Origin of the sequence: Massilia sp. ST3 (assembly GCF_018119405.1) — a bacterium.
In the GTDB taxonomy this organism is placed as follows: domain Bacteria; phylum Pseudomonadota; class Gammaproteobacteria; order Burkholderiales; family Burkholderiaceae_D; genus Telluria.
In genome coordinates, this window is the sequence record NZ_JAGPWC010000020.1 from 22,532 (window position 1) to 46,251 (window position 23,720).

At 67.6% G+C, this 23,720-nt stretch carries 22 protein-coding genes; 10 read left to right on the forward strand and 12 right to left on the reverse strand.

All coding sequences use genetic code 11. The features are described from left to right. Nucleotides 1-16 precede the first annotated feature (16 nt). From KBW98_RS09155 to KBW98_RS09165, 3 genes are read right to left on the reverse strand one after another with little or no spacing between them, the layout of a single operon-like run. A complete protein-coding gene (locus KBW98_RS09155) occupies nt 17-742 on the reverse strand; it encodes a hypothetical protein (protein WP_211519812.1) in 726 nt (241 codons plus the stop codon). After that, on the reverse strand, nt 715-1,425 hold the full coding sequence (locus KBW98_RS09160) for a PepSY domain-containing protein (protein ID WP_211519813.1): 711 nt from the start codon (nt 1,423-1,425) through the stop codon (nt 715-717). Before KBW98_RS09160 ends, KBW98_RS09155 begins: the two co-directional genes overlap by 28 nt. Further along, on the reverse strand, nt 1,425-2,258 hold the full coding sequence (locus KBW98_RS09165; protein WP_211519814.1) for a glycosyltransferase family 2 protein: 834 nt from the start codon (nt 2,256-2,258) through the stop codon (nt 1,425-1,427). Before KBW98_RS09165 ends, KBW98_RS09160 begins: the two co-directional genes overlap by 1 nt. Nucleotides 2,259-2,310: 52 nt before the next feature. Between KBW98_RS09165 and KBW98_RS09170 the strand changes: the two genes are divergently transcribed. Both KBW98_RS09170 and msbA read left to right on the forward strand, forming a co-directional pair. Then, on the forward strand, nt 2,311-3,564 hold the full coding sequence (locus tag KBW98_RS09170) for an O-antigen ligase (protein WP_211519815.1): 1,254 nt from the start codon (nt 2,311-2,313) through the stop codon (nt 3,562-3,564). Then, on the forward strand, nt 3,554-5,281 hold the full coding sequence (msbA, locus tag KBW98_RS09175) for a lipid A export permease/ATP-binding protein MsbA (protein ID WP_211519816.1): 1,728 nt from the start codon (nt 3,554-3,556) through the stop codon (nt 5,279-5,281). Before KBW98_RS09170 ends, msbA begins: the two co-directional genes overlap by 11 nt. 113 nt (nt 5,282-5,394) lie before the next feature. Here msbA and KBW98_RS09180 read toward each other — a convergent pair whose 3' ends face one another. Then, entirely contained in the window at nt 5,395-7,659 is a 2,265-nt protein-coding gene (locus tag KBW98_RS09180) for a family 1 glycosylhydrolase (RefSeq protein WP_211519817.1), read from the reverse strand. Nucleotides 7,660-7,895: 236 nt separating this feature from the next. Between KBW98_RS09180 and KBW98_RS09185 the strand changes: the two genes are divergently transcribed. From KBW98_RS09185 to KBW98_RS09220, 8 genes are all read left to right on the forward strand, one after another. Continuing rightward, nucleotides 7,896-8,132, forward strand: coding sequence for a hypothetical protein (locus tag KBW98_RS09185; protein ID WP_211519818.1), 237 nt, complete (start codon nt 7,896-7,898; stop codon nt 8,130-8,132). 93 nt (nt 8,133-8,225) lie between these two features. Continuing rightward, nucleotides 8,226-9,932: an NAD(P)H-dependent oxidoreductase subunit E gene (locus tag KBW98_RS09190; protein ID WP_211519819.1), complete on the forward strand. Its 1,707-nt coding sequence runs from the start codon at nt 8,226-8,228 to the stop codon at nt 9,930-9,932. Then, a complete protein-coding gene (fdhF, locus tag KBW98_RS09195) occupies nt 9,925-12,726 on the forward strand; it encodes a formate dehydrogenase subunit alpha (protein WP_211519820.1) in 2,802 nt (933 codons plus the stop codon). The genes KBW98_RS09190 and fdhF overlap by 8 nt, the downstream gene beginning before the upstream one ends. After that, entirely contained in the window at nt 12,723-13,592 is an 870-nt protein-coding gene (locus KBW98_RS09200; protein WP_211519821.1) for a formate dehydrogenase accessory sulfurtransferase FdhD, read from the forward strand. Before fdhF ends, KBW98_RS09200 begins: the two co-directional genes overlap by 4 nt. Next, a complete protein-coding gene (locus KBW98_RS09205; protein WP_211519822.1) occupies nt 13,592-14,299 on the forward strand; it encodes an ABC transporter permease in 708 nt (235 codons plus the stop codon). Before KBW98_RS09200 ends, KBW98_RS09205 begins: the two co-directional genes overlap by 1 nt. Next, nucleotides 14,296-14,961 carry an energy-coupling factor ABC transporter ATP-binding protein gene (locus KBW98_RS09210; protein WP_211519823.1) on the forward strand — a complete coding sequence of 222 codons (666 nt, stop codon included), beginning with the start codon at nt 14,296-14,298 and terminating at the stop codon, nt 14,959-14,961. Before KBW98_RS09205 ends, KBW98_RS09210 begins: the two co-directional genes overlap by 4 nt. A 19-nt stretch (nt 14,962-14,980) precedes the next feature. Then, nucleotides 14,981-15,784 (forward strand): substrate-binding domain-containing protein, encoded by an 804-nt coding sequence (locus KBW98_RS09215; RefSeq protein WP_211519824.1) that lies wholly within the window; start codon nt 14,981-14,983, stop codon nt 15,782-15,784. A gap of 103 nt (nt 15,785-15,887) precedes the next feature. Further along, nucleotides 15,888-16,277, forward strand: coding sequence for a DUF1622 domain-containing protein (locus KBW98_RS09220; RefSeq protein WP_211519825.1), 390 nt, complete (start codon nt 15,888-15,890; stop codon nt 16,275-16,277). On the opposite strand, the gene rng is transcribed toward KBW98_RS09220, so the two are convergent. The 8 genes from rng to KBW98_RS09260 form a co-directional block, all read right to left on the reverse strand. Further along, complete coding sequence (gene rng / locus KBW98_RS09225) at nt 16,264-17,727, reverse strand: ribonuclease G (RefSeq protein WP_211519826.1); 1,464 nt, start codon at nt 17,725-17,727, stop codon at nt 16,264-16,266. The two genes, KBW98_RS09220 and rng, sit on opposite strands and share 14 nt — an antisense overlap. Nucleotides 17,728-18,037: 310 nt before the next feature. Then, nucleotides 18,038-18,661, reverse strand: coding sequence for a nucleoside triphosphate pyrophosphatase (locus tag KBW98_RS09230; RefSeq protein ID WP_211519827.1), 624 nt, complete (start codon nt 18,659-18,661; stop codon nt 18,038-18,040). Between the two features lie 6 nt (nt 18,662-18,667). Next, complete coding sequence (rlmH, locus tag KBW98_RS09235; protein ID WP_211519828.1) at nt 18,668-19,138, reverse strand: 23S rRNA (pseudouridine(1915)-N(3))-methyltransferase RlmH; 471 nt, start codon at nt 19,136-19,138, stop codon at nt 18,668-18,670. Between the two features lie 6 nt (nt 19,139-19,144). After that, a complete protein-coding gene (gene rsfS, locus KBW98_RS09240) occupies nt 19,145-19,828 on the reverse strand; it encodes a ribosome silencing factor (RefSeq protein ID WP_211519829.1) in 684 nt (227 codons plus the stop codon). Further along, on the reverse strand, nt 19,828-20,475 hold the full coding sequence (locus KBW98_RS09245; RefSeq protein WP_211519830.1) for a nicotinate-nucleotide adenylyltransferase: 648 nt from the start codon (nt 20,473-20,475) through the stop codon (nt 19,828-19,830). The genes rsfS and KBW98_RS09245 overlap by 1 nt, the downstream gene beginning before the upstream one ends. Further along, nucleotides 20,472-21,383, reverse strand: a complete 912-nt coding sequence (gene hemF / locus KBW98_RS09250; RefSeq protein ID WP_211519831.1) for an oxygen-dependent coproporphyrinogen oxidase — start codon at nt 21,381-21,383, stop codon at nt 20,472-20,474. Before hemF ends, KBW98_RS09245 begins: the two co-directional genes overlap by 4 nt. 271 nt (nt 21,384-21,654) lie before the next feature. After that, nucleotides 21,655-22,920, reverse strand: coding sequence for a phosphoribosylamine--glycine ligase (purD, locus tag KBW98_RS09255; protein ID WP_211519832.1), 1,266 nt, complete (start codon nt 22,918-22,920; stop codon nt 21,655-21,657). 13 nt (nt 22,921-22,933) lie between these two features. Continuing rightward, entirely contained in the window at nt 22,934-23,659 is a 726-nt protein-coding gene (locus KBW98_RS09260; protein WP_211519833.1) for a YebC/PmpR family DNA-binding transcriptional regulator, read from the reverse strand. Between the last annotated feature and the right edge of the window lie 61 nt (nt 23,660-23,720).

The window sequence follows — 23,720 nt, forward strand, 5'->3', positions numbered from 1 at the left end:
GTTTGCATGAACAGCCCTACCGCTTCCTCTTCTTCGGTACAAACTCCACCACCCTGAACGTCGCCCCCAGCAGCCACAAGCCGCCAAGGGTCAGCAGCAAGCCAGCCCCCGCACTGCCCACCACCAGCGGATGATTGAAATCCGTCCGCTCCCGGTAATCCATGATGTGCAGCATCCAGAAGAAATCGAACAGCCGCCAGGTGCTGTTCCGGTGCGGCAGCACCTCGCCGGTCTGCCCCGACACGTAGATGGCCGTGGTATCCGCATCCAGCACGTGGATGCGCCACACCTTGCCCTCATGCCCGCGCACTTCCGGCGTCGACAGCAGCAGCTGCGGCGCCAGCATCGGCATGCCGCCGCGGTAGGAAGCCGCGGCCAGCCGCGCCGCCATCGGGGCGTCGACTTCCAGCGGCCGCCCGTCGCGCGCCCCGGCCAGCCAGACCGTCTTTCCCTGCGACAGCCGGTACACGGGCAGCGCGTCCAGCCAGGCGCTCGCGATCCGGTCCACGGGCCGCTCCTGCGCCGCCAGCACCTGCCCGACCGGCAGCGCATCCGCGATCCAGGGCCGGGCGGCGGGCGCCGGGGCGCGGGTGTGCATGCCGTGCACCTTGTGCATGTCGAGCAGGCTCATGACGAGGCCGCTGCCCATCCAGAGCAGCACCTGCAGGCCGATCAGCAATCCCAGCCAGGTGTGGGCGATGCGCAGCAGCCGGGTCATCGCTTGAGCTTTCGTCTTACCCACAGCACCAGCAGCCAGGCGCCGCTGAGCGCCATGGCGCTGCCCGCGAGGCTGCTGGCTTGCAGCAGCCCGTTATTGACGTCCTCGCGCTCCTCGTAATCCATGATGTGCAGCATCCAGGCCAGGTCGAACCAGCGCCACAGGTCGTGCCGGCGGCTCAAGAGCTCGCCCGAATACGGCGAATAGTACAGGGTGGTCGCGGCCGCGTCGTCGAAGCGGGCGGCCCACAGCGGCGCGGGACGGGCGCCGACCTCGCGCGGCGCGGTCGCGAGCCAGTCGACGGCGCGCAGCCGGCCGTCGCCCCGGTAGGCGGCGCGGGCCAGCGCCGCGACCTGGTCCCGCGTGAGCGGCGCCAGCGGGGCGCCGCTGGCGGCGTCCAGCAGGCTGACATCCTTGCCACGGCGCAGCTCGACCACTTCGCGTCCGCCCAGCTGCTTGAAGGCGAAACCGCTCATGCCTGGGTAGCGCGCCGCCAGGGCGGCGGGATCGATGCGCGGGGACGAAGGCAGCAGGGCAGGGCGCTCGCCGCGCGCCAGGTGGTCGCCGTGGACGACCTCGATCGGCACCGCCACCATGTACAGGCCGCCCGCCATCCAGAGCAGGGCCTGGATGCCGACCAGCAGCGACAGCCATTTGTGGATGCGCCGCACCCACAGCGGCCAGCGGCTGGGTGGCGCCGGGCGCATCAGGCGGCTTCGCCCTGGTGCTCGCGCAGGCCGCGCGTGGCCTGGGTGGTCTTGTCCAGGACGCGCCGCTCGACCACCTTGCGGTTGCTGGTTTCGTCGTCGCGCTTGGCCTCGCGGTGCCACAGGTGCAGCACTTCGGTGGCGAAGGCGCCGTCCTTGCGCCGCACGCCGGCGTGCAGCAGGCGCACCACCAGGTCGGAATCCTCGTGGCCCCAGCCGACGAAGCTCTCGTCGAAGCCGTTCACCCGCAGCAGGTCGGCGCGCCATACCGCCAGGTTGCAGCTCTTGATGCGGCGCCAGCTGAACTTGCGGTGCACGCGGCCCAGGTCGGGCCAGCGCAGCAGCAGCTGCAGCAGCTTGTTCATGTCGCCGCGCAGGCGGTAGCGCAGCTTGTCGAAGAAACCCAGCGCGGGCAGGTCGAGGTGTTCCGCCAGGGTCTTCTCGGTCAGGGCGGGGCTGAGCAGGATGCGGCTGCCCGACACCAGGAAGCCCGGCCGCGCCAGTGCGCGGTGGCGCGCGATGAAGTCTCGCTGCGGGATGCAGTCGCCGTCCAGGAAAATGATATAGTCGCCGGTTGCCGCCAGTGTGCCGCGGTTGCGCGCCATCGCGGCGCGGAAACCGTCGTCCGGCTGCCACACGTGCTTGAGCGGCACGGGCGAACGCGCGCGCAGGCGGTCGATGGCGTCCCGCGTGTTGGCACCGGAGCCGTCATCAGCGATAATGATTTCAAAATTCTTGTCATCCTGCAAGAAACAGGCTTCCACCACCGCCGTCAGGGCGTCCGGCCGGTTGTACGTCGTGATCACGACCGAAATTGTCGGTGCTTGCTGCATGGCTTCCAGAATAAAACGCTCAAGGTGGCAAGAATATCCCACAAGAACCTGAATGAACAATAAGCCATTGAAGTCGTGGGCGCCGATGCAGCTGTGGATCGGCTTCCAGGTCTTCCTTTTCCCCTTCATCAGCCTCATCACCCCCTCCGGCATCGGCTTTTCCAGCCTCCTGTTCGTGCTGACGCTGCTGTTCGTGCCGCGCCAGGCCTGGACTGCACTGGCGCCGCACTGGAAGGACGTGCGCTGGGTCGTGGCCGCCTTCGCCTTCCAGCTGGCGCTGGTGGCGGTGTGCGTGCTGCTGCGTCCCGAGGCCGACCTGGCGCGCCTGGACAAGCCTTCGCGCATGCTGATGGGTTTCAGCGCCGCCATGCTGGTGCTGCTGGCGCGCCCGCCGCGCGCCCTGCTGTGGTGGGGCGTGGCCGGCGGCGCCGTGGCGGCCTTGCCCTTCATCCTGTGGCAACGCATCGTCCTGGGCGAGGACCGCCCCGGCGGCTTCCTGAACGCGATCACCTTCGGCGACCTGGCCTTGTGCCTGGGCCTGCTGGCGCTGGCGGCGGCGGTCGACTACCGCCACAGCACGCGCAAGGCGCTGCTGCCGGCGCTGGGCGCGGTGGCGGGGCTGGCGGCCTCGGTCGCCACCGGCAGCCGCGGCGGCTGGATCGCGCTGGCGCTGGCCGGCGTCCTGTTCCTCTGCTATGCCCAGATGCTGCACAGCCGCCGCGTACGCCTGCTGCTGGTGGGCAGCTTCGCCCTGGTCGGCGCCACCTTCTTCATTCCCGCCACCGGCATGCAGGAGCGCGCCGAGCAGGGCGTGGTCGACGTGCGCACCTGGATGAACGGCGGCAGCGCCTTCAGCAACGTCGGCATCCGCCTCGAGTTGTGGAAGGGCGCCGCCATGCTGATCGCGGAGCGTCCGTTCACGGGGCTGGACGCGGCCACGGTGCGCGCGGAACTGCGCCGCCACGTCGAAGCGGGCGAGCTCGATCCGGCGATCCTGCCGCTCGAACACCTGCATAATGACGCCTTGCAGGCGCTGGCGACGGGCGGCGTCTGGGGCCTGCTCGCCTGGGCCGGCATCCTGCTCGCGCCCTTCCTGTTCTTCTCGCGCGAACTGGGACGCGGCGTGCACATGGGCATGCCGCAGTTCGCGCCGGCCCTGGCCGGCATGCTGGTCGTGCTGTCCTATTTCAGCTTCGGCCTGACCGAAGTGATCTTCTGGTCGCTCAAGGGCTGCATGTTCTATGCGCTGATGGTCTTCCTGCTCATGGGCTTCTGCCTGATTGCGAAAGAAAAAAGTGGAAAATAAAGTCGTCGTCAAGCGCCTGCTGGCGCTGATCAAGCCTTATCAATCGCGCTCCTGGCTGGCGCTGCTGTCGATGGCGCTCACCGCGGCCACCCAGCCGCTGCTGGGCAAGGCGCTGGAGCTGCTGCTCGATCTCGGCTTCAAGAAGAAGGTGCCCTTCAGCCTGTGGTGGATCCCGGGCGTGCTGGTCTCGATCTTCATCCTGCGCGGCATCGGCACCTTTTCCACCGCCTACCTGAACAACTGGGTGCTGTCGCGCGTGCTGAACGACCTGCGCGCCATGGCCTTCGAGCGGGTGCTGCGCCTGCCGGTGGCGCGCTTCCAGGAAGAGACCACCGGCAAGATCATCAACACGGTGGTCAACGACGTGCGCCAGGTGGTGGACATGATCCAGTCGGTGTTCGTGGCCTGCGTGCGCGACGTGCTGGTCGTGATCGGCCTCCTGGGCGCGCTGCTCTACCTGAACTGGAAGCTGACCCTGGTCGCCATCGTGGTGGTGCCGTTGACGGCCGTGATCGTGCGCACCACCACCGGCCGCCTGCGCCGCCTCAACCGCGAAAGCCAGCGCGTCACCGCCGAGATGACCGGCGTGGTCGAGGAAGCCGCGCGCGGCCACCAGGTGATCCGCGTATTCTCGGGCGAACGCTACGAGCGCGCGCGCTTCCACGCCCGCAGCGAGGCGCTGCGCGGTTTCGCCCAGCGCATGACGGTGGCCTTCGCCGCCACCACCCCGATCACCCAGATCGCCACCTCCATCGCCTTGTCGCTGGTGATCGTGCTGGCGATCCGCGCCGAGATGACGGTGGGCGAATTCACCAACTTCGTGACCATGATGCTGATGCTGCTCACGCCCCTGAAATCGCTGGCCGAGGTCAACGGCCCGATGCAGCGCGGGATCGCCGCCGCCGAGACGGTCTTCCAGATCGTCGATTCGCCGACCGAGCTCGATACCGGCAGCCATGAGCTCGGCCGTGCGAAGGGCCACCTGGTGTTCGAGCGCGTGGCCTTCCGCTACCCGAACGCGGCCGGCCTGGCCCTGGACGAGGTCTCGCTCGCCATCCAGCCCGGCCAGACGGTGGCCCTGGTGGGCGTGTCCGGCGGCGGCAAGTCTACCTTTGTCAACCTGGTGACGCGCTTCTACGATCCGGAAGGCGGCCGCCTGCTGCTGGACGGCGTGCCCTACCGGGACATCAAGCTGGCCAGCCTGCGCGCCCAGCTGGCGATGGTGAGCCAGAACGTGGTGCTGTTCGACGACACGCTGGCAGCCAACATCGCCTACGGGGCCGAGCGCATCGACTACGAGCGCCTGGCGGCGGCGGTCAAGGCCGCGCACCTGACGGACGTGGTGGCCAAGCTGCCGGAAGGCGTGGAGACGCGCATCGGCGAGAACGGCTCGCGCCTGTCCGGCGGCCAGCGCCAGCGCGTGGCGATCGCGCGCGCGATCTACAAGGACGCGCCGATCCTGATCCTGGACGAGGCCACCTCGGCGCTGGACAACGAATCCGAACGCGCGGTGCAGGCGGCGCTCGACAGCCTGATGGCCGGCCGCACCACGATCGTCATCGCGCACCGCCTGTCGACCATCGAGCGGGCCGACCGCATCGTGGTGATGGAGCATGGGCGGATCGTGGAGCAGGGGACGCATGAGGAGCTGCTCGGGGCGAACGGGATGTATGCGAACCTGTATCGGCTGCAGTTTGCGGCGGTGGAAGAGAAGTAGAACTTGGGTTCCGGCGAAGGCCGGAACCCAAGTTTCTCGGCACAGCCGCACGGCAAATAAAAAAACCGCGCCTCCCCGAAGGAAGAGCGCGGCAACTTGGCAGAACCCTGTCGTTAACTTGCGTAGTGCGCCGCCTCTCCCGGCCGTTCGGCCTCGACACCGTGGGCGCGCTGCTCCACTGCTTCCACATAGCGTTTCAAGGCGTCGTCCAGCGAAGGCAGCAGCAGCCCACGCTCGCTGCCCAGCGCGCTGAATCCCGGGCGCCGTGCGGCATAGCCGCAGGATTCCATCGACACTTCCTCCAGCCGGCCCGGATCCACCCCGGCCGCGGCGCAGGCGCGCCGCGCCAGTTCGGCCCAGCTCACCGCCTCGGCATTGGTCAGGTGCCAGACGCCGCGCTCGCGGTCGATCAGCAGGTCGAGCGAGACGTTCACCAGGTCGGGCACATAGGTCGGCGCCACCACCATGTCGCCGGCCGCCTGGAAGGACTGGCCGTGGTCGAGCGCATTCAGCGCCTGGGTCACGAAGTTATGCTGGTCCCAGGGGCCGAAGAAGGACGAGGTGCGGATCACCAGCGCCTGCGGGTCGGCGTCCAGCACGCGCTGCTCGGCCTCGGCCTTGCTGCATCCGTAGACGCCCAATGGATTCACCGGGTCCGACTCCACATAGGGCCGGCCCTTGGCGCCGTCGAACACCAGGTCGGTCGAGAAGGTCATGAAGCGCAGCGCGTGGCGGATGCAGGCCAGCGACAGGATCGTCGGTCCCAGGGTATTCTCGCGCATGCAGCGTTCGCTGTCGCCTTCCGCCTCGTCGACACGCACGTAGCCGCCCGCATTGATGATGGCCCAGGGCTTGAAGCGCTGGATCGCGCGTTCCACCGACGCAGGATCGGTGATGTCCATCTCCTGGCGCGTCAGCACGTGGTAGGCCAGGTTGCGTTTTTCGCAGATGCGCGCGAAGGCCGAGCCCAGGGTGCCGGTGGCGCCGCTGATGAGGATCGGCTGCACGTGGGCCGACTTGAACTGTCCGCGCACGGCCAGGTCGGCCACCGCGGTGCTGGTCGCCACCGGCTTGCACAGGAAGCGTCCCGGACGACGCCACCAGCCTTCACCCTGCAGCACCGGATTGCTCAGCGGGCGTCCGCTGGACAGCTCGCGCATCAGGGTCGCCACCGCGGTGGGACGGGGCGTGCCGCCGCGCACGTCGAAGGGGCCGGGCTCGTAGTAGCCGCGGCACTCGGTCACCAGGCAATTCCAGTCGAAGGAGCCGAGCAGCGCCCAGACCGTCACGGCGCGGATGTCGGCGCCCTGGTTGCGCGCCTTCTTGGCCGCGTTCCAGATCTCGACCAGCCAGCGCAGCTGGTCTTCGCGGTTGGCGTCGATATGGGCCTCGGTGATGGCGATCGGCAGGCCGTAGCGTTCCCAGGTTTCCATCAGCAGCGGCGCGATGCCCGGCGTCGGCGTGGCCAGCACGCGCGGCGTCTCGATGTCGGCATGGTAGATGCCGCGGAAGGTATGGCAGCGGTCTTTCGGATAGCGCTCGGGACGATGGTCGAGCCAGCGTTCGCTGGTGGCGTAGTAATTCACGCCGATGATGTCCGGCGGGCAGGGATTGTCGCGGAACCAGAGCAGTTCCTCTTCGGTCGCGTTCGATTCGAGCAGGTAGTTCCACAGCTTGTGGTCCTGGTCCACTTTACCGCACAGCAGGTCCCAGCCCAGCCAGCGGCGTTCGTTGAAGAAGCTGGTGATGGCTTCCATCTCCGGCATCCCGTAGGTTTTGGACAGGTCGTCGGTCTGGACCAGCTTGGCGTCCGGGTTGACGGCGCGGATGGCGCGCATCGCCAGCACCGTGGCGCGGCATTCGACGAGCAGGGCGCGTACGAAGGTGGCTTCGTCGCCGCCGTGCGGATACCAGACCCCCGCCAGGCCCGAGAAGCGCGCCGTGGTCAGCGGTTCGTTGACCGGGGTGTAGTACTCGACCCAGGGGTAGCGCGCGGCGACCGCGCCGGCGTATTCGGCGAGCTTGTCGGCGAAGCAGGCATCGACCAGGCTGGTATGGCGCGGGCCGCTGCCGTGGTGCACCAGGCCGACGATCGGGGTGACGCCCAGCTGCTGCAGGGCAGGCAGGCGCTCGTCGGGCCAGGACCAGTCGGCCGACTCGATGCCGTCCGGCGCGGTGCGTTCCCACAGCACCGGATAGCGGATCGCCCGGATGCCGAGCGAGGCAAAGCGTTCGATATCCTGCAGGCGCTCGGCGTGGCCGTTGCGGTCCATCTGGCTGAAGTAATTGTCGCGCACACGGTTGACCGTGCATTCAAGTCCGCCCCAAAGCGCCAGCTCTGGGGTTTGTTCCGGCTGGGAACCAAGATGTGGAATCATGAGGTGGTATCTACTTTGTGAAAACAGCCTCAAGCCTACTGTCCCGGTTTTGACCCTTATGTGAAGTAGCCCACATAAAAGCGGTTTTTCGGACAATTCCTACTTTTTGTGGGCATCATTCACTTTATTGAGCTTAATTTCGGTTAAAAATACGAAACATCAAAGGCGGATGAGCGCGTGCGCCGCCAAGCGCGCGATCGCGCGACAATGCTGACAGCCGACTAAGGGAGAGCGCGATGTATATGGTGTACTGGACCATGGTGGACGACGACGCCAGCCAGCCGCACGCCCAGGTCTTCGACACCACCGAGATGGTGGGGGCCATGCAGTTCATGGAAGAGCTGCGCAAGCGCCAGCGCGCCGGCGAAGGCGTGCGTTTCGTGACGATGTGTTCGGAGCACCCGGACGTGGTCGGCCACCCGGGTGTGGACGTGACCGGTCCCGGCTACAACTGGAAGAAGCGGCGGAGCTAGCCGGCAAAAACGGCCAGACCCCAGGACCCATCTTCCCGGCCCCGGTTTATACTGTGGCAACCGGCGTCCAGACCGGGAACGAGACCTGTCCACATGAACCATCCCATCATTCCGATCGTCGCGCAGGGGGCGAGCCGCCTGCGCAAGCGCCAGGCGCCCAAGGGCCGCCAGGTCGATGCGCAAGCCCTGGCCGACGTCCGCGCCCTGCTGGGCGAAGCCCCGCGCCGGCGCGACCTGCTCATCGAGCACCTGCACAAGATCCAGGACCGCCACGGCTGCCTGTCCAGCCCCCATCTCGCCGCCCTGGCGCAGGAAATGGGCCTGGCCCAGGCCGAGGTCTACGAGGTGGCCACCTTCTATCACCATTTCGACGTGGTCAAGGAAGGCGAACCGGCCCCGGCCGCGCTGACGGTGCGCGTGTGCGCCGGCCTATCCTGCGAGATGGCGGGCGCGCGCGAACTGCTGGGCAAACTGCCGGGCATCCTGGGGCGCGAGGTGAGGGTGCTCGAGGCGCCCTGCGTCGGCCGCTGCGAGCAGGCGCCGGTGGCGGTGGTCGGCCAGCTGGCCGTGCCGCAGGCGAGCGCGGAAAACGTGCTGGCCAAGGCGCGCGCCGGTGAGACGACCGACCTCGTCCACGATCACATCGGTCTCGACGCCTACCGCGCGGCGGGCGGCTATGCGCTGCTGCGCGACTGCGTCGCCGGCAAGCTCGACGCCGGGCAGGTCATCGCCACCCTGGAGGCGTCCGGCCTGCGCGGCCTGGGCGGCGCCGGCTTTCCGCTCGGCCGCAAGTGGCGCATCGTGCGCGCTGAACCCGGGCCGCGCCTGATGGCGATTAACATCGACGAAGGCGAGCCCGGCACCTTCAAGGACCGCGTCTACCTCGAGCGCGATCCGCACCGCTTCCTGGAAGGCGCCCTGATCGCCGCCTGGGCGGTCGGCATCGAAGCCATCTACATCTACCTGCGCGACGAATACCACGGCTGCCGCGCCATGCTGGAAGCCGAGCTGGACAAGCTGCGCGCGGACCCGCCCTTGCAGGGCATGCCGCCCATTCACTTGCGCCGTGGCGCCGGCGCCTATATCTGCGGCGAAGAGTCGGCCATGATCGAATCGATCGAGGGCAAGCGCGGCATGCCGCGCCTGCGTCCGCCCTATGTGGCCCAGGTGGGCCTGTTCGGCCGCCCGACCCTGGAACACAATTTCGAATCGCTGCACTGGGTGCGCGAGATCCTGGAGCGGGGCGGCGAGTGGTTCGCCGCCCATGGGCGCAACGGCCGCCGCGGTCTGCGCTCGTTCTCGGTCTCGGGCCGGGTGCGCGAGCCGGGCGTGAAGCTGGCGCCGGCCGGCATCACGATCCGCGAACTGATCGCTGAATACTGCGGCGGCATGCGGGATGGCCACGACTTCTACGCCTACCTGCCGGGCGGCGCCTCGGGCGGCATCCTGCCGGCCAGCCTCGGCGACATCCCGCTCGACTTCGATACCCTGCAGCCCTACGGCTGCTTCATCGGCTCGGCCGCCGTGGTCGTACTCTCGCAGCACGACAGCGCGGTGGCGGCCGCCCGCAACACGCTGGCCTTCTTCAAGGACGAGTCCTGCGGCCAGTGCACGCCCTGCCGCAACGGCACCGCCAAGGCGCTCGACCTGATCCGCCAGCCGGCGTGGGACACGGCATTGCTGGGCGAACTGTCGCAGGTGATGCGTGACGCGTCCATTTGCGGCCTGGGCCAGGCCGCGCCGAATCCCATCGACTGCGTCATCCGCTACTTCCCGCACGAGCTGGTGCACCATGAATGACTTCAACCGCCTCATCACATTCGAACTGAATGGCCGCAGCGTCGACGCGCTGCCCCACGAAACCCTGATCGAGGTCGCCGCGCGCGAGGGCATCGAGGTGCCGCGCCTGTGCTACAAGGAAGGCATGGAGGCGGTCGGCAACTGCCGCTCCTGCATGGTCGAGATCGATGGCGAGCGCGTGCTCGCGCCTTCCTGCTGCCGCCATCCCACGGCCGGCATGAAGGTCAGCACCGACAGCGCGCGCGCCCTGGCGGCGCAGAAGATGGTGCTGGAACTGCTGCAGGCCGATATGCCGGAAGCCGAGTACACGCGCCGCAACGAGGTCGACCTCTGGGCCGAGAAGCTCGGCGTCGGCAAGCCGCGCTTCGCGCCCACGCGCCCGCAGCCGCAACACGACGCGACGCACGCCGCGATCACGGTCAACCTCGACGCCTGCATCCAGTGCACGCGCTGCGTGCGCGCCTGCCGCGACGAACAGGTCAACGACGTGATCGGCCTGGCCTTCCGCGGCGAGGGCGCCAAGATCGTGTTCGACCAGGACGACCCGATGGGGGCCTCCACCTGCGTGGCCTGCGGCGAATGCGTGCAGGCCTGCCCGACCGGCGCCCTGATGCCGGCGCGCGAGGTGGCCCTGCACATCCCGGACAGGCAGGTCGATTCGGTCTGCCCTTATTGCGGGGTCGGCTGCCAGCTGACCTACCACATCAAGGACGACAAGATCCTGTACGTGGAGGGACGCAAGGGCCCGGCCAACCAGGGCCGCCTGTGCGTCAAGGGCCGCTACGGCTTCGACTACGCCCACCATCCGCACCGGCTCACCAGGCCGCTGATCCGGCGCGAAGGCGTGCCCAAGACGGGCGACTTCACGATGGACCCGGAGCGCGTGATGGACGTCTTCCGCGAAGCCAGCTGGGAAGAAGCCCTGGCCCTCGCCGGCGGCAAGCTGGCGCAATTGCGCGACCAGCACGGCGGCGCGGCCCTGGCGGGCTTCGGCTCCGCCAAGGGCAGCAACGAGGAAGCCTACCTGTTCCAGAAGCTGGTGCGCACCGGTTTCAAGACCAACAACGTCGACCACTGCACCCGCCTGTGCCACGCCTCCTCGGTGTCGGCCCTGCTGGAAGGCATCGGCTCGGGCGCGGTCTCGAACCCGGTGATGGACGTGACGCGCGCCGAGGTCATCGTCGTCATCGGCGCCAACCCCACCGTCAACCACCCGGTGGCGGCCACCTGGATCAAGAACGCGGTGCGCACGGGCGCCAAGCTGGTCGTGCTCGACCCGCGCCGCTCCGAGCTGGCGCGCCACGCCCACCGCTACCTGCAGTTCAAGCCCGACACCGACGTCGCCCTGCTGAACGCGATGATGCACGTGATCGTCACCGAAGGCCTGGTCGACCGCGACTTTGTTGCCGGCCGCACGGTCGGCTACGAAGACCTGGAGAAGAACGTCGCCGAGTACAGCCCGGAAGCGATGGCGCCGATCTGCGGCATCGACGCCGAGACCATTCGCTACGTGGCGCGCCTGTACGCCACCTCGAAGGGCTCGATGATCCTGTGGGGCATGGGTGTGTCCCAGCACGTGCACGGCACCGACAACGCGCGCTGCCTGATCGCGCTGAGCCTCATGACCGGCCAGATCGGCCGTCCCGGCACCGGCCTGCATCCGCTGCGCGGCCAGAACAACGTGCAGGGCGCCTCCGACGCCGGACTGATCCCGATGATGCTGCCGGACTACCAGCGCGTCGACAACCCGGCCGCCCGTGAAAAATTCGAGCGCGCCTGGGGCGCCACCCTGGACCCGAAGCCGGGCCTGACGGTGGTCGAGATCATGGACGCGATCGATGCCGGCCAGATCCGCGGCATGTACATCATGGGCGAGAACCCGGCCATGTCCGACCCCGACGCCAACCACGCCCGCGCCGCCCTGGCCGCGCTCGAGCACCTGGTGGTGCAGGACATCTTCCTGACCGAGACCGCCTACCTGGCCGACGTGATCCTGCCTGCCTCCGCCTTCCCGGAAAAGACCGGCAGCTTCACCAATACCGACCGGCTGGTCCAGCTGGGCCGCCAGGCCATCGATCCGCCGGGCGAGGCGAAACAGGATCTGTGGATCATCCAGCAGATGGCGAACCGCATGGGCCTGCCGTGGAACTACAGCCACGTGTCCGAGGTGTTCGACGAGATGCGCAAGACCATGGCCAGCATCGGCGGCATCACCTGGGAGCGCCTGGAACGGGAGGGCGCCGTGGTCTACCCGTGCCTGAACGAGGGGGACGCCGGCCAGCCGGTGGTGTTCACCGAACAGTTCCCGCGCGAGGGCGGCAGGGCGCGCTTCGTCCCGGCCGACATCATCCCGGCCGACGAGCGTCCCGACGCCGACTACCCGCTGGTCCTGATCACGGGCCGCCAGCTGGAGCACTGGCACACCGGCAGCATGACCCGCCGCGCCACCGTGCTGGACGCGATCGAGCCCGATCCGGTGGCCCTGGTGCACCCGCTCGACCTGGAGCGCATGGGCATCGCCCCGGGCCAGCCGATCACGATCAGCTCGCGCCGCGGCGAGGTGGTGCTGTACGCGCGCGCCGACGACAGTTCGCCGGTGGGGGCGGTCTTCGTGCCCTTCTGCTACTACGAGGCGGCGATCAACCGCCTGACGAACGCCGCGCTCGACCCCTTCGGAAAGATTCCGGAATTCAAGTATTGCGCCATCAAAGTCACCCCCGGCGGGGAGGTGGCGCCGCAGGGCAGCTACGGTGGCGGCCAAATCCTGGCCGGCATGGCACAATTGGCAACATGAACCGCCCAGACCTGCCACGCTACCGTCCGCAGCTGTCCGACGCCCGCGCCAGCCTCACCCAGGAGGTGCTGGCCGTGGACGAGCGCGGCCGCCGTTCGACGATTTCGATCCCGGCGGAGCGCCCGCTGACGGTCTACGTCGACAAGCGCGAGCTGGTCACCCTGATGACCCTGGGCGGCGCGCCCGAGGCCCTGACGCTGGGCTACCTGCGCAACCAGCGCCTGGTGCGCAACATCGAGGACATCGTCTCGATCCAGGTCGACTGGGAAGTCGATTCGGTGGCGGTGCTCACGCGGCACGGCATCGCCGACGTGGAAGAGCGCACCGCGAAGAAGGTGGTCACCACCGGCTGCGGCCAGGGCTCGGTGTTCGGCGGGTTGATGGACGAGGTCGACCGCATCGTCCTGCCTTCTGAAGCGCGGCTGCCGCAATCGGTGGTCTACCGCATCGTCGAAACCATCCGCACCCAGCAGTCGATCTATAAGCAGGCCGGCTCGGTGCACGGCTGCGCGCTGTTCTCGAACACGGGCGAGCTGCTCTACTTCGTGGAGGACGTGGGCCGCCACAACGCGGTGGACGCCATCGCCGGCCTGATGTGGCTCGACGGCCTGGAGGGCGCCGACAAGGTGTTCTACACCACCGGCCGCCTGACGTCCGAAATGGTGATCAAGGGCGCCCAGATGGGCATTCCCTTCCTGCTGTCGCGTTCCGGCACCACCCAGATGGGGCACATGGTGGCCGAGCGGGTCGGCATGTCGCTGCTGGCGCGCTGCTCCGGCAAGCACTTCCTGCTGCTGGCGGGGCACGAGCGCCTGGTGTTCGAGCCGGACCTGCTCGAACCGCTGGGCGCGCCGCGCTTTGCCTGATGTCCCTGCTGGACGCCATCTCGCATGCCTTCGCGCTGCTGTTCAGTGGCGACGCCGCCCTGTGGCGCATCGTCTGGGTCTCGATCAAGACCAGCCTGCTGGGGCTGCTGCTGGCGACGCCGCCCGCGGTGCTGCTCGGCTACGCCATCGCCATGCACCGTTTTCCGGGCCGCCGCATCGCGATCTGGCTGGCCCAGGCCGCGCTGTCCCTGCCCACGGTGCTGATCGGCCTGCTGCTCTACCTGCTGCTGTCGCGCCGCGGCCCGCTGGGCGGCCTGGAATGGCTGTTCAGCCAGAGCGGCATCGTGCTGGGCCAGTGCATCATCGGCCTGCCGGTGCTGCTCGCCTTTACCCTGGCGGCGGTACAGGCCCTCGACCCCCGCTATGCCGAGACGGCGATCGCCCACGGCGCCTCGCCCTGGCGCGTGATGCGCACCGTGCTGCACGAGGCGCGCTATGGGGTGATGGCGGCCGTGATCAGCGGCTTCGGCCGCGTGGTGTCGGAAGTCGGCTGCGCGCTCATGGTGGGCGGAAACATCGAAGGGGAGACGCGCACCATCACCACCGCCATCGCGCTCGAAACCAGCAAGGGCGAATTCGCGCAGGGGATCGCGCTGGGCATCGTGCTGGTGAGCCTGGCGCTCCTGATGAACGGGGCGCTGGTGCTGCTGCAGGGCGAGGCGCGTATGCCGGGAGTGCGCGCATGAAGAACGACCTGTCCGCGCTGCTGACCGTCCATGGCCTGCGCCGCCAGCACGGCGAGCGGGTCTTGTTCGAGATCGACCGCCTGAGCATCGACGCCGGCAGCGCCTACGTGCTGACCGGCGTGAACGGCGCCGGCAAGAGCACCTTGCTGCGCATGCTGGCGGGCCTGGAACGCTGCGAGGCCTGCACCGTCGAGCTCGACGGGCAGCGTGCGCCGCTGTATCCGTATCCGGCGGCATTGCGCCGGTCGATCGTCTACGTGCACCAGCATCCGATCATGTTCTCGACCAGCGTCGGCCACAACATCGCCTATGGCCTGCTGGCGCGCGGCGAGGACCGGCGCGCCGTGCGCGGCCTGGTCGAGGAGGCGATGCGCTGGGCCGGGGTCGAGCATTTGCGCGACACCGATCCGAATCGCCTGTCGGGCGGCGAAAAGCAGCGGGTGGCGCTGGCGCGCGCCCGCGTGCTCAAGCCGCGCCTGCTGCTGCTGGACGAGCCCACCGCCAACCTCGACGGCCAGGCGCGCGAGCAGGTGCTGGCCCTGATCCCGACCCTGCTGCACGAGGGCGGCAGCGTGGTGATGGCCTGCCACGACCGCGACCTGATCGGCCTGCCCGGCGTGCGCCGCCTCAAGCTGCGCGAAGGCCGCCTCGAAATCCGATAACCCACTGAAGGAGCCCCGCATGCAACGCCGCCGCCTGTTCGCCGCCCTCTTGTCCGCCACCCTGGTCTCGCCCTTCGCCGTCGGCCAGGAGACGATCCGCCTCTCGACCACCACCAGTACCGAGAATTCGGGGCTGTTGAAGCAGCTGCTGCCGGTCTTCGAGGCCAAGACGGGCTACAAGGTCCACGTGATCTCGGTCGGCACCGGCAAGGCGCTGGAGCTGGGCAAGAACGGCGACGTCGATGTCACTTTGGTCCATGCGCGCAAGCTGGAGGACCAGTTCGTCGACGAGGGCTGGGGCGTGGGCCGGCGCGACGTGATGTACAACGACTTCATCGTGGTCGGCCCCAGCGAGGATCCGGCGAAGCTGAAGGGCACGAAGGACGTGATCGCCGCCTTCAGGCGCATCGCGGCCACCAACGTGAAATTCATCTCGCGCGGCGACAACTCGGGCACCGACGTGATGGAGAAGGGCTACTGGCAGCAGGCGGGCGTCAAGCCGGCCGGCGCCAACTATGTGTCGGCCGGCCTGGGCATGGGCGAGGTGCTGAACATGGCGGCCGAGATGAAGGCCTATACCTTGACCGACCGCGCCACCTACGGCGCCTACCAGGCCCGCACCGGGCTGGCGATCATCATCGAAGGCGACAAGCGCATGTTCAACCCTTACGGGATTATCGCGGTGAATCCGGCCAGGCATCCCAAGGTCAACTACAAAGGCGCGAAGGCGTTGATCGAATGGATCACCTCGCCGGAAGGGCAGGGACGCATCGCGGCCTTCAAGCCGGCGGGCGAGCAGCTGTTCTTCCCATCGGCACAGTAGCGCGGATGGCCGCGCCGTCCACGCGCTGATTTTGCGTGCGCGGGCTCCTGGGCAATTCGGCTAGAGTTGAGCTGCCCAGTATCGGCGAACCCCGGGAGACGCCTTGTTTTCGCATATCGAAGAGCAGGTCCGCGCCTGCGTGGAATGGCTGCGGCTGGTGGTGGAAGCGCTCGGCGCGCTGGTGATCGCGGTCGGGGTGGTGCTGGTCGTGGCCGGCCTGGTGCGGCATGTGCTGTCGCGGCAGGGCGGCGGCTTCCTGCCGATCCGGCTGACCTTCGCCCGCTACCTGACCCTGGCGCTGGAATTGCAGCTGGCCGCCGACATCCTCTCCACCTCGGTGGCCCCGACCTGGGACCGGATCGGCAAGCTCGCCGCCATCGCCGTCATCCGTACCGGGCTGAACTACTTCCTGACCAAGGAGATCAACGAGGAGCGCAAGAGCGAGGAGTCGGCATCCCGGCGGGCCGGGAGCGAGCGTCCTACATCAGGATGACGTCGTACTGTTCCTGGTGATAACCCTTTTCCACCTGCAGCGAAATGCGCTTGCCGATGAAGTCGCCCAGCATCGCGAGGTGCTGGGATTCCTCTTCCAGGAACAGGTCGATCACCTCCTGCGAGGCGACGATGCGGAATTCGCGCGGGTTGAATTGCTTGGCCTCGCGCAGCAGTTCGCGCAGGATCTCGTAGCAGATCGTGCGGCTGGTCTTGACCTGGCCCTTGCCGCTGCAGGCGGGGCAGGGTTCGCACAGGATGTGGGCCAGCGACTCGCGGGTGCGCTTGCGCGTCATCTCGACCAGGCCGAGTGCGGAGAAGCCGCTCACCGAGACCTTGGTGCGGTCGCGCGCCAGGGTTTTCTTGAGCTCGGCCAGCACCGCGTTGCGGTGCTCGTTGTTCTCCATGTCGATGAAGTCGAGGATGATGATGCCGCCCAGGTTGCGCAGGCGCAGCTGGCGCGCGATGGCGTGGGCCGCTTCCAGGTTGGTCTTGAAGATGGTGTCGGCAAAATTGCGTCCGCCGACGAAGCCGCCGGTGTTGACGTCGATGGTGGTCATCGCCTCGGTCTGGTCGACGATCAGGTAGCCGCCCGATTTCAGGTCCACGCGGCGGCCCAGCGCGCGCAGGATTTCCTCTTCCACGCCGTAGAGGTCGAACAGCGGGCGCTCGCCGGTGTAGTGGGTCAGGCGCGCCAGCACGCTGGGGGTATACACCTGGGCGAAATCGACGAGCTTCAGGTAGTTCTCGCGCGAGTCGACCTGGATGGTGGCGGTCTCGTCGTGCACGAAGTCGCGCAGCACGCGCTGGGCCAGGCTCAGGTCCTGGTAGAGCAGGGTGGTGGGCGGCCGGGTGCGCGCACCCTGGACGATGGCGCCCCAGGTCTTGCGCAGGTAGTCGATGTCGGCCTTCAGGTCCTCGTCCGAGGCGTCCTCGGCCTGGGTGCGCACGATGTAGCCGCCTTTTTCCTCGCCCGGGAGCAGGTTCTGCATGCGGGTGCGCAGCAGTTCGCGGTCGGCTTCCTTCTCGATCTTCTGCGAGATGCCGATGTGCTGGTCCTGCGGCAGGTAGACCAGCATGCGGCCGGCGATCGAGACCTGGGTCGACAGGCGGGCGCCCTTGGTGCCGATCGGGTCCTTGATGACCTGCACCGTCAATACCTGGCCGTCGAACAGCAGCTTCTCGATCGGGGTGGGCGGGTTGCCGTTGCCTTCGTGGCTGCGCGCTTCCCAGATGTCGGCCACGTGCAGGAAGGCGGCGCGTTCCAGGCCGATGTCGATGAAGGCCGACTGCATGCCCGGCAGCACGCGCACGACCTTGCCCAGGTAGATGTTCCCCGCCAACCCGCGCGTGAGCGTGCGTTCGATGTGCAGCTCCTGAACCGCGCCCTGCAGGACCAGCGCGACGCGCGTTTCCTGCGGTGTGATGTTGATGAGGATGTCTTCGTTCATGGGCCCGGCCGTGCAGTGTTGTTCAGACTGACATGATACACGGTGGGACGCGGCAATGAGGTAGGGTTGGCGGCTTAGCCGCCGACGCGGTGGCCGCTATCGGCTTCGTTATCGCGCACAGGCCGGCGAACGTGGTTTGAACGCGTCGGCGGCGGAGCCGCCAACCCTACGGTAGCAGTCGGGTAGGGTGGACGGGTCTCCCGCCCACGCGGTGATCGTTGGCGGCTCCGTGATCGCGTACGGGCTGGGTGACGAGGCTTGAACGCGTGGACGGCGAAGCCGTCCACCCTACGGCAGGCGATCCGGCCAGTCAGACGGCGTAGCCGGCCTTGCGCAGCAGGTTCGCCGTCTCGAACAGGGGCAGGCCCATGATGCCCGAGTGGCTGCCCTCGATGTGCTCGATGAACACGGCGGCGGCGCCCTGGATGCCGTAGCCGCCGGCCTTGTCGTAGGGCTCGGGCGAGGCGCAGTAGGCGCGGATCTGTTCCGGGGTGAGCTTGGCGAAGCGCACGTCGGAGACTTGCGTGATGTGTTCCGCGATATTCATGCCGTGCACCGCCACCGCGGTCAGCACCTGGTGGGTGCGGCCGGACAGGCGCTCGAGCATGTCTTGCGCTTCGCGGGTGTTGGCGGGCTTGCCGAGGATCTGGCCGTCGATGGTGACGGTGGTGTCGGCCGACAGCACGGGACGCATCGGCTGGCGGCGGGCCAGCACCATGTTCCAGGCGAAGGCGCCTTTTTCGCGCGCCACGCGCGCCACGTAGTCCATGGGCGCTTCGCCCGGGTGCACGTCTTCGCTGACGTCCACGCCGCGCGCCGGGTCGGCGCGCAGGGCCAGCAGTTCGAAGTCCACGCCGATCTGGCGCAGCAGCTCGCGCCGGCGCGGGCTCTTCGAAGCGAGATAGATTTTCTTGTCGTTGGGTCTCGTGAACATGGCGGCTCAGACGCGGTGATACGGATGGTTCTGGGTGATGGTCCAGGCACGGTACAACTGTTCCGCCAGCATGACGCGCACGATTCCGTGCGGCAGCGTCATGCTGGAGATGCGGATCATGCCTTCGGCGCGTGCCTTCAGCTCCGGATCGAGGCCGTCGGCCCCGCCGATGAGGAAGGCGGTGTCGCGCCCGTCCTGCTGCCACTGCTCGAGCTGGCGCGACAGGCCGACACTGGTCAGGTCCTTGCCGCGCTCATCCAGGGCAATGATGCGCACGCCTTTCGGCAGCACCGCTTCGATACGCTCACGTTCGAGCGCCATCGCGGTGGCCGCCGTCTTGCTGCCGGACCGCTCGACCGGCTTGATTTCCTTGAGCACGATGCGCAGCTCGGGCGGCATGCGCTTGACGTACTCGGCGAAGCCGGTCTCGATCCAGGCCGGCATCTTGTGGCCGACCGCGACAATCAACAACTGCATCGAGGCTTACTCTGCCGCTTTCTTCACGCGGCGGATCACCTTCTTGGCCGGCGCCGCGTCGGCGGCGGGAGCGGCGGCCTTGGTGGAGACACGCTTCGGCGGCTTGGCCTTCAGCGCCTCGACCGCGGCGGTTTCGCTCTTGCTCGGCGCTACCTTGACGGTCTTGCCGACTGGTGCTTTCTTGGCGGCAGGCTTCTTGGCCGGCGCTTCGGCAGCAGCCGCTTTCTTGGCTGCCGGCTTGCGCTCGCGCACCGGCTTGGCTTCCGGCTGGTCCTGGTTGGCCGCCAGGTGCTTGGACTTCGGCTTGACTTCCGCCGCCTCGGCCGCTTCCGGCGTCGACTTGCGCTTGGCCGCGCCCAGCTTGACCGGCTTCTCGCCCCAGATTTCTTCCAGGCGGTAGTACTGGCGGATGGCAGGCTGCATGATGTGGACGATCATGTCGCCCAGGTCGACCAGCACCCATTCGCCGGTGTCTTCGCCTTCCAGGCCGACCACGTCGCCGCCCGCCGCCTTGACCTTGTCGCGCACCGATGCCGCCAGCGCCTTGGTCTGGCGGTTCGAGGTGCCCGAGACCACGGCGATGCGGTCGAACAGGCTGGTCAGGTGGGTGGTGTCGAACAGGACGATGTCCTGGCCCTTGACGTCTTCCAGGGCGTCGACCACCAGGGTTTGCAGTTTCTTGATATCCATTAGTTTTTATAGAGGTTGTGTTGTTGAATATAGTCTAGCACTTGCGCCATCACCAGCGCGCTTGCGTCTGCGCCATCGCGCAGGGCGTCGCGGATCCGCGTGGCCGAGATGTCGACCGCCAGCGTCTGCGCCAGACAAACTTTTCCGTGCGGGGATTCCCGCACCGCGTCCGGCGTTGCAAGCCGCGCGGACAATTCTTGGGCTACCTGTGGCGGCAGCTTGTCGCTTGCCAGGTCATAGCCGGGGCGGGCCGCCACGCCCAGGTTGGCCAGCCCGAACAGCGCATGCCAGTCGCGCCAGGTGTCGAGCTTCTGCAACTGGTCGGCGCCCATCAGGAACACGATGGAGGCGTCCGGGCCCAGCTCGGCGCGCAGGGCGCGCAGGGTGTCGACGGTATAGGTCGGCTGGCCGCGTTCGATTTCCTGCAGGTCCAGCAGGACCGGGAAGGGCTTGTCCTGGAACGCCAGTTCCAGCATGGCCACCCGGTCGGCGTCGCTGGCCTGCAAGGCGCCTTTTTGCCAGGGCCTGGCCGGCAGCACGCGCAGCTGGTCGGGATGCAGCAAGGCGGCGAACAGCTCGGCCAGTGCGACGTGGCCGTGATGCACTGGGTCAAAACTTCCTCCCAGCAAGGCAACGCAGAAGGTCACGACTGCAGCCAGTCCCGGTGGACCAGGAAGTCCGTATACAGCAGGGCCTCGGGGCTGCCGGGTTCCGGGTGCCAGTCGTAGCGCCATTTCACGATCGGCGGCATCGACATCAGGATGGCTTCGGTGCGCCCGCCCGATTGCAGGCCGAACAGGGTGCCGCGGTCCCAGACCAGGTTGAATTCGACATAGCGGCCGCGGCGGTAGGCCTGGAAGTCGCGTTCGCGTTCGCCGTAGGGCGTGTCCTTGCGTGCATTGAGGATGGGCAGGTAGGCGTCGAGGAAGTGATCGCCGACGCTCTGCACCATCGCGAAGGACTGGTCGAAGCCCGCTTCGTTGAAATCGTCGAAGAAGATGCCGCCCACGCCGCGCGCTTCCTTGCGGTGCTTCAGGTAGAAATACTCGTCGCACCAGGCCTTGAAGCGCGGGTGCAGCGCCTCGCCATAGGGCGCGAGGGCGTCGTGGCAGACCTGGTGGAAGTGGCGGGCGTCGCCGGTATCGCCGTAGTAGGGCGTCAGGTCCATGCCGCCGCCGAACCACCAGACCGGGTCCTTGCCTTCCGCTGTGGCTTCGAAGAAACGCACATTCATGTGCACGGTGGGCGCGTAGGGGTTACGCGGATGCAGCACCAGCGATACGCCCATGGCTTCCCAGGCGCGGCCGGCCAGTTCGGGGCGCGCGGCCATGGCCGAGGGCGGCAGGTTCTTGCCCATCACGTGGGAGAAGTTCACGCCGCCGCGTTCGATCACATTGCCTTCCTCGATCAGGCGCGAGATGCCACCGCCGCCTTCAGGGCGTTCCCAGGCGTCGCGCAGGAAGGGCTTGCCGTCGACTTCCTCGAGGGCTTGCACGATGCGGGCCTGGAGCGAGAGCAGCCAGGCTTTGACGGCGTGGGGGGATGGGGTGGACATGCGGATCGGATAAGAATGCGAAAAAGTGGGCAGATTGTACACCTGGCATCGAGGTGTTGTTACGTTTGCTGTTTGTTCGGTGGTGATGACTGCCGCTGCGGCTGCTCGAAGAAACTTGGGTTCCGGCCTTCGCCGGAACGACGGGTTGAGGGGCGTGGCCGAAATCAGTTTGCCGAATTTCGACCACCAGCCCAAGAACCGTCGTTCCGGCGCAGGCCGGAACCCAAGTTTGCATGCGTAGCCGCTGCTTAACGCTCAGCGGCCACGCGAATCACTTCACCCCGCGCCACCCGATATCACGGCGATACTGCGCGCCATTGAAGTGGATTTTTTCCACCGTCTCGTACGCCTGCTTCTGCGCCATCTTGACGCTGTCGCCCAGACCGACCACGCACAGCACGCGGCCGCCGCTGGTCTGCAGGGTGCCGCCCACCATCTGGGTGCCGGCGTGGAAGGTGATGCATTCGGGCGTCTCGGCCGGGATGCCGTCGATGATGTCGCCCTTGCGCGGGCTTTCCGGATAGCCTTCGGCGGCCATCACGACGCCCACCGCGGTGCGGCGGTCCCATTCGAGTTCCACGGCGTCCAGGGTGCCGTTGCAGGCGTGGTCCACCACGCCCAGGAAGTCGCTCTTCAGGCGCGCCATGATCGGCTGGGTTTCCGGGTCGCCCATGCGGCAGTTGAATTCCAGGGTGCGCGGGTTGCCTTCGGCGTCGATCATCAGGCCGGCGTACAGGAAGCCGGTATAGGTGATGCCGTCCTTGGCCATGCCCTGGATGGTCGGGTTGATGATCTCGCGCATCACGCGCGCGTGCATCGACGGGGTCACGATCGGGGCCGGGGAGTAGGCGCCCATGCCGCCCGTGTTCGGGCCTTCGTCCTGGTCCTTGAGGCGCTTGTGGTCCTGGCTGGTGGCCAGGGCCAGGACGTTCTTGCCGTCGCACATGACGATGAAGCTGGCTTCCTCGCCGGCCAGGAATTCCTCGATCACGATGCGCGCGCCGGCGTCGCCGAAGGCGTTATCGGACAGCATGTGGTCGACCGCGGCATGCGCCTCGTCGAGGGTCATCGCCACCACCACGCCCTTGCCGGCCGCCAGGCCGTCGGCCTTGATGACGATCGGGGCGCCGCTGGCCTTGATGTAGTCGTGGGCCTGGGCCGCATCCGAGAAGCTCTGGTACCTGGCGGTCGGGATGCCGTGGCGCTGCATGAAGGCCTTGGCGAAGTCCTTCGAGCTTTCCAGCTGGGCCGCCTCTTTGGTGGGGCCGAAGATCTTGAGGCCGCGCGCGCGGAACAGGTTGACGATGCCCGCCGCCAGCGGCGCTTCCGGGCCGACCAGGGTCAGGTGGATGCCTTCGGCCACCACGAAGTCGGCCAGGGCCGCCGGGTCCGTGATCTCGACGTTGACCAGGTGCGCATCGAGTTCGGTGCCGCCGTTGCCGGGGGCGACGAAGACGGTCTGGACGCGTTCGGATTGGGCCAGTTTCCAGGCCAGGGCGTGTTCGCGGCCGCCCGAGCCGACTACGAGGATTTTCATGGGAGCTTCCGGTTTATTCTTCGATCACGGCGTTGGTGTAGACCTCCTGGACGTCGTCCAGGTTTTCCAGCGCGTCGAGCAGCTTCTGCATCTTGGCCGCGTCTTCGCCGGTGAACACGGTCTCGGTCGCAGGCTTCATGATGACTTCCGCCACTTCGGCCTTGAAGCCGGCCTGCTCCAGCGCATCCTTCACGCCGGCGAAGGCGAACGGATCGCACAGCACTTCGAAGCCGCCTTCCTCGTCCGGGACGACGTCGTCGGCGCCGGCTTCGAGCGCGGCTTCCATCAGCTTGTCTTCTTCCACGCCCGGGGCGAACAGGAACTGGCCGGTGTGCTTGAACATGAAGGCCACCGAGCCCTCGGTGCCCATGTTGCCGCCGAATTTGCTGAAGGCGTGGCGCACTTCGGCCACGGTACGCACGCGGTTGTCGGTCATGCAGTCGACGATGATCGCCGCGCCGCCGATGCCGTAGCCTTCGTAGCGCACTTCCTCGTAGTTGACGCCTTCCAGGCCGCCCGAACCGCGCTGGATCGCGCGCGTGACGTTATCCTTCGGCATGTTCGCATCGGCGGCCTTGTCGACCGCCAGGCGCAGACGCGGGTTGGTGGCGACATCGCCCCCACCCATGCGCGCAGCCACGGTGATTTCCTTGATCAGGCGCGTCCAGATCTTGCCGCGCTTGGCGTCGGTGGCGGCTTTCTTATGCTTGATGTTGGCCCATTTGCTGTGTCCAGCCATGTCGAGAATTCCTTAGACGGTAAGGGAAGCGGCTACGGCTCCCAGTATGCAAGAGTGGCCG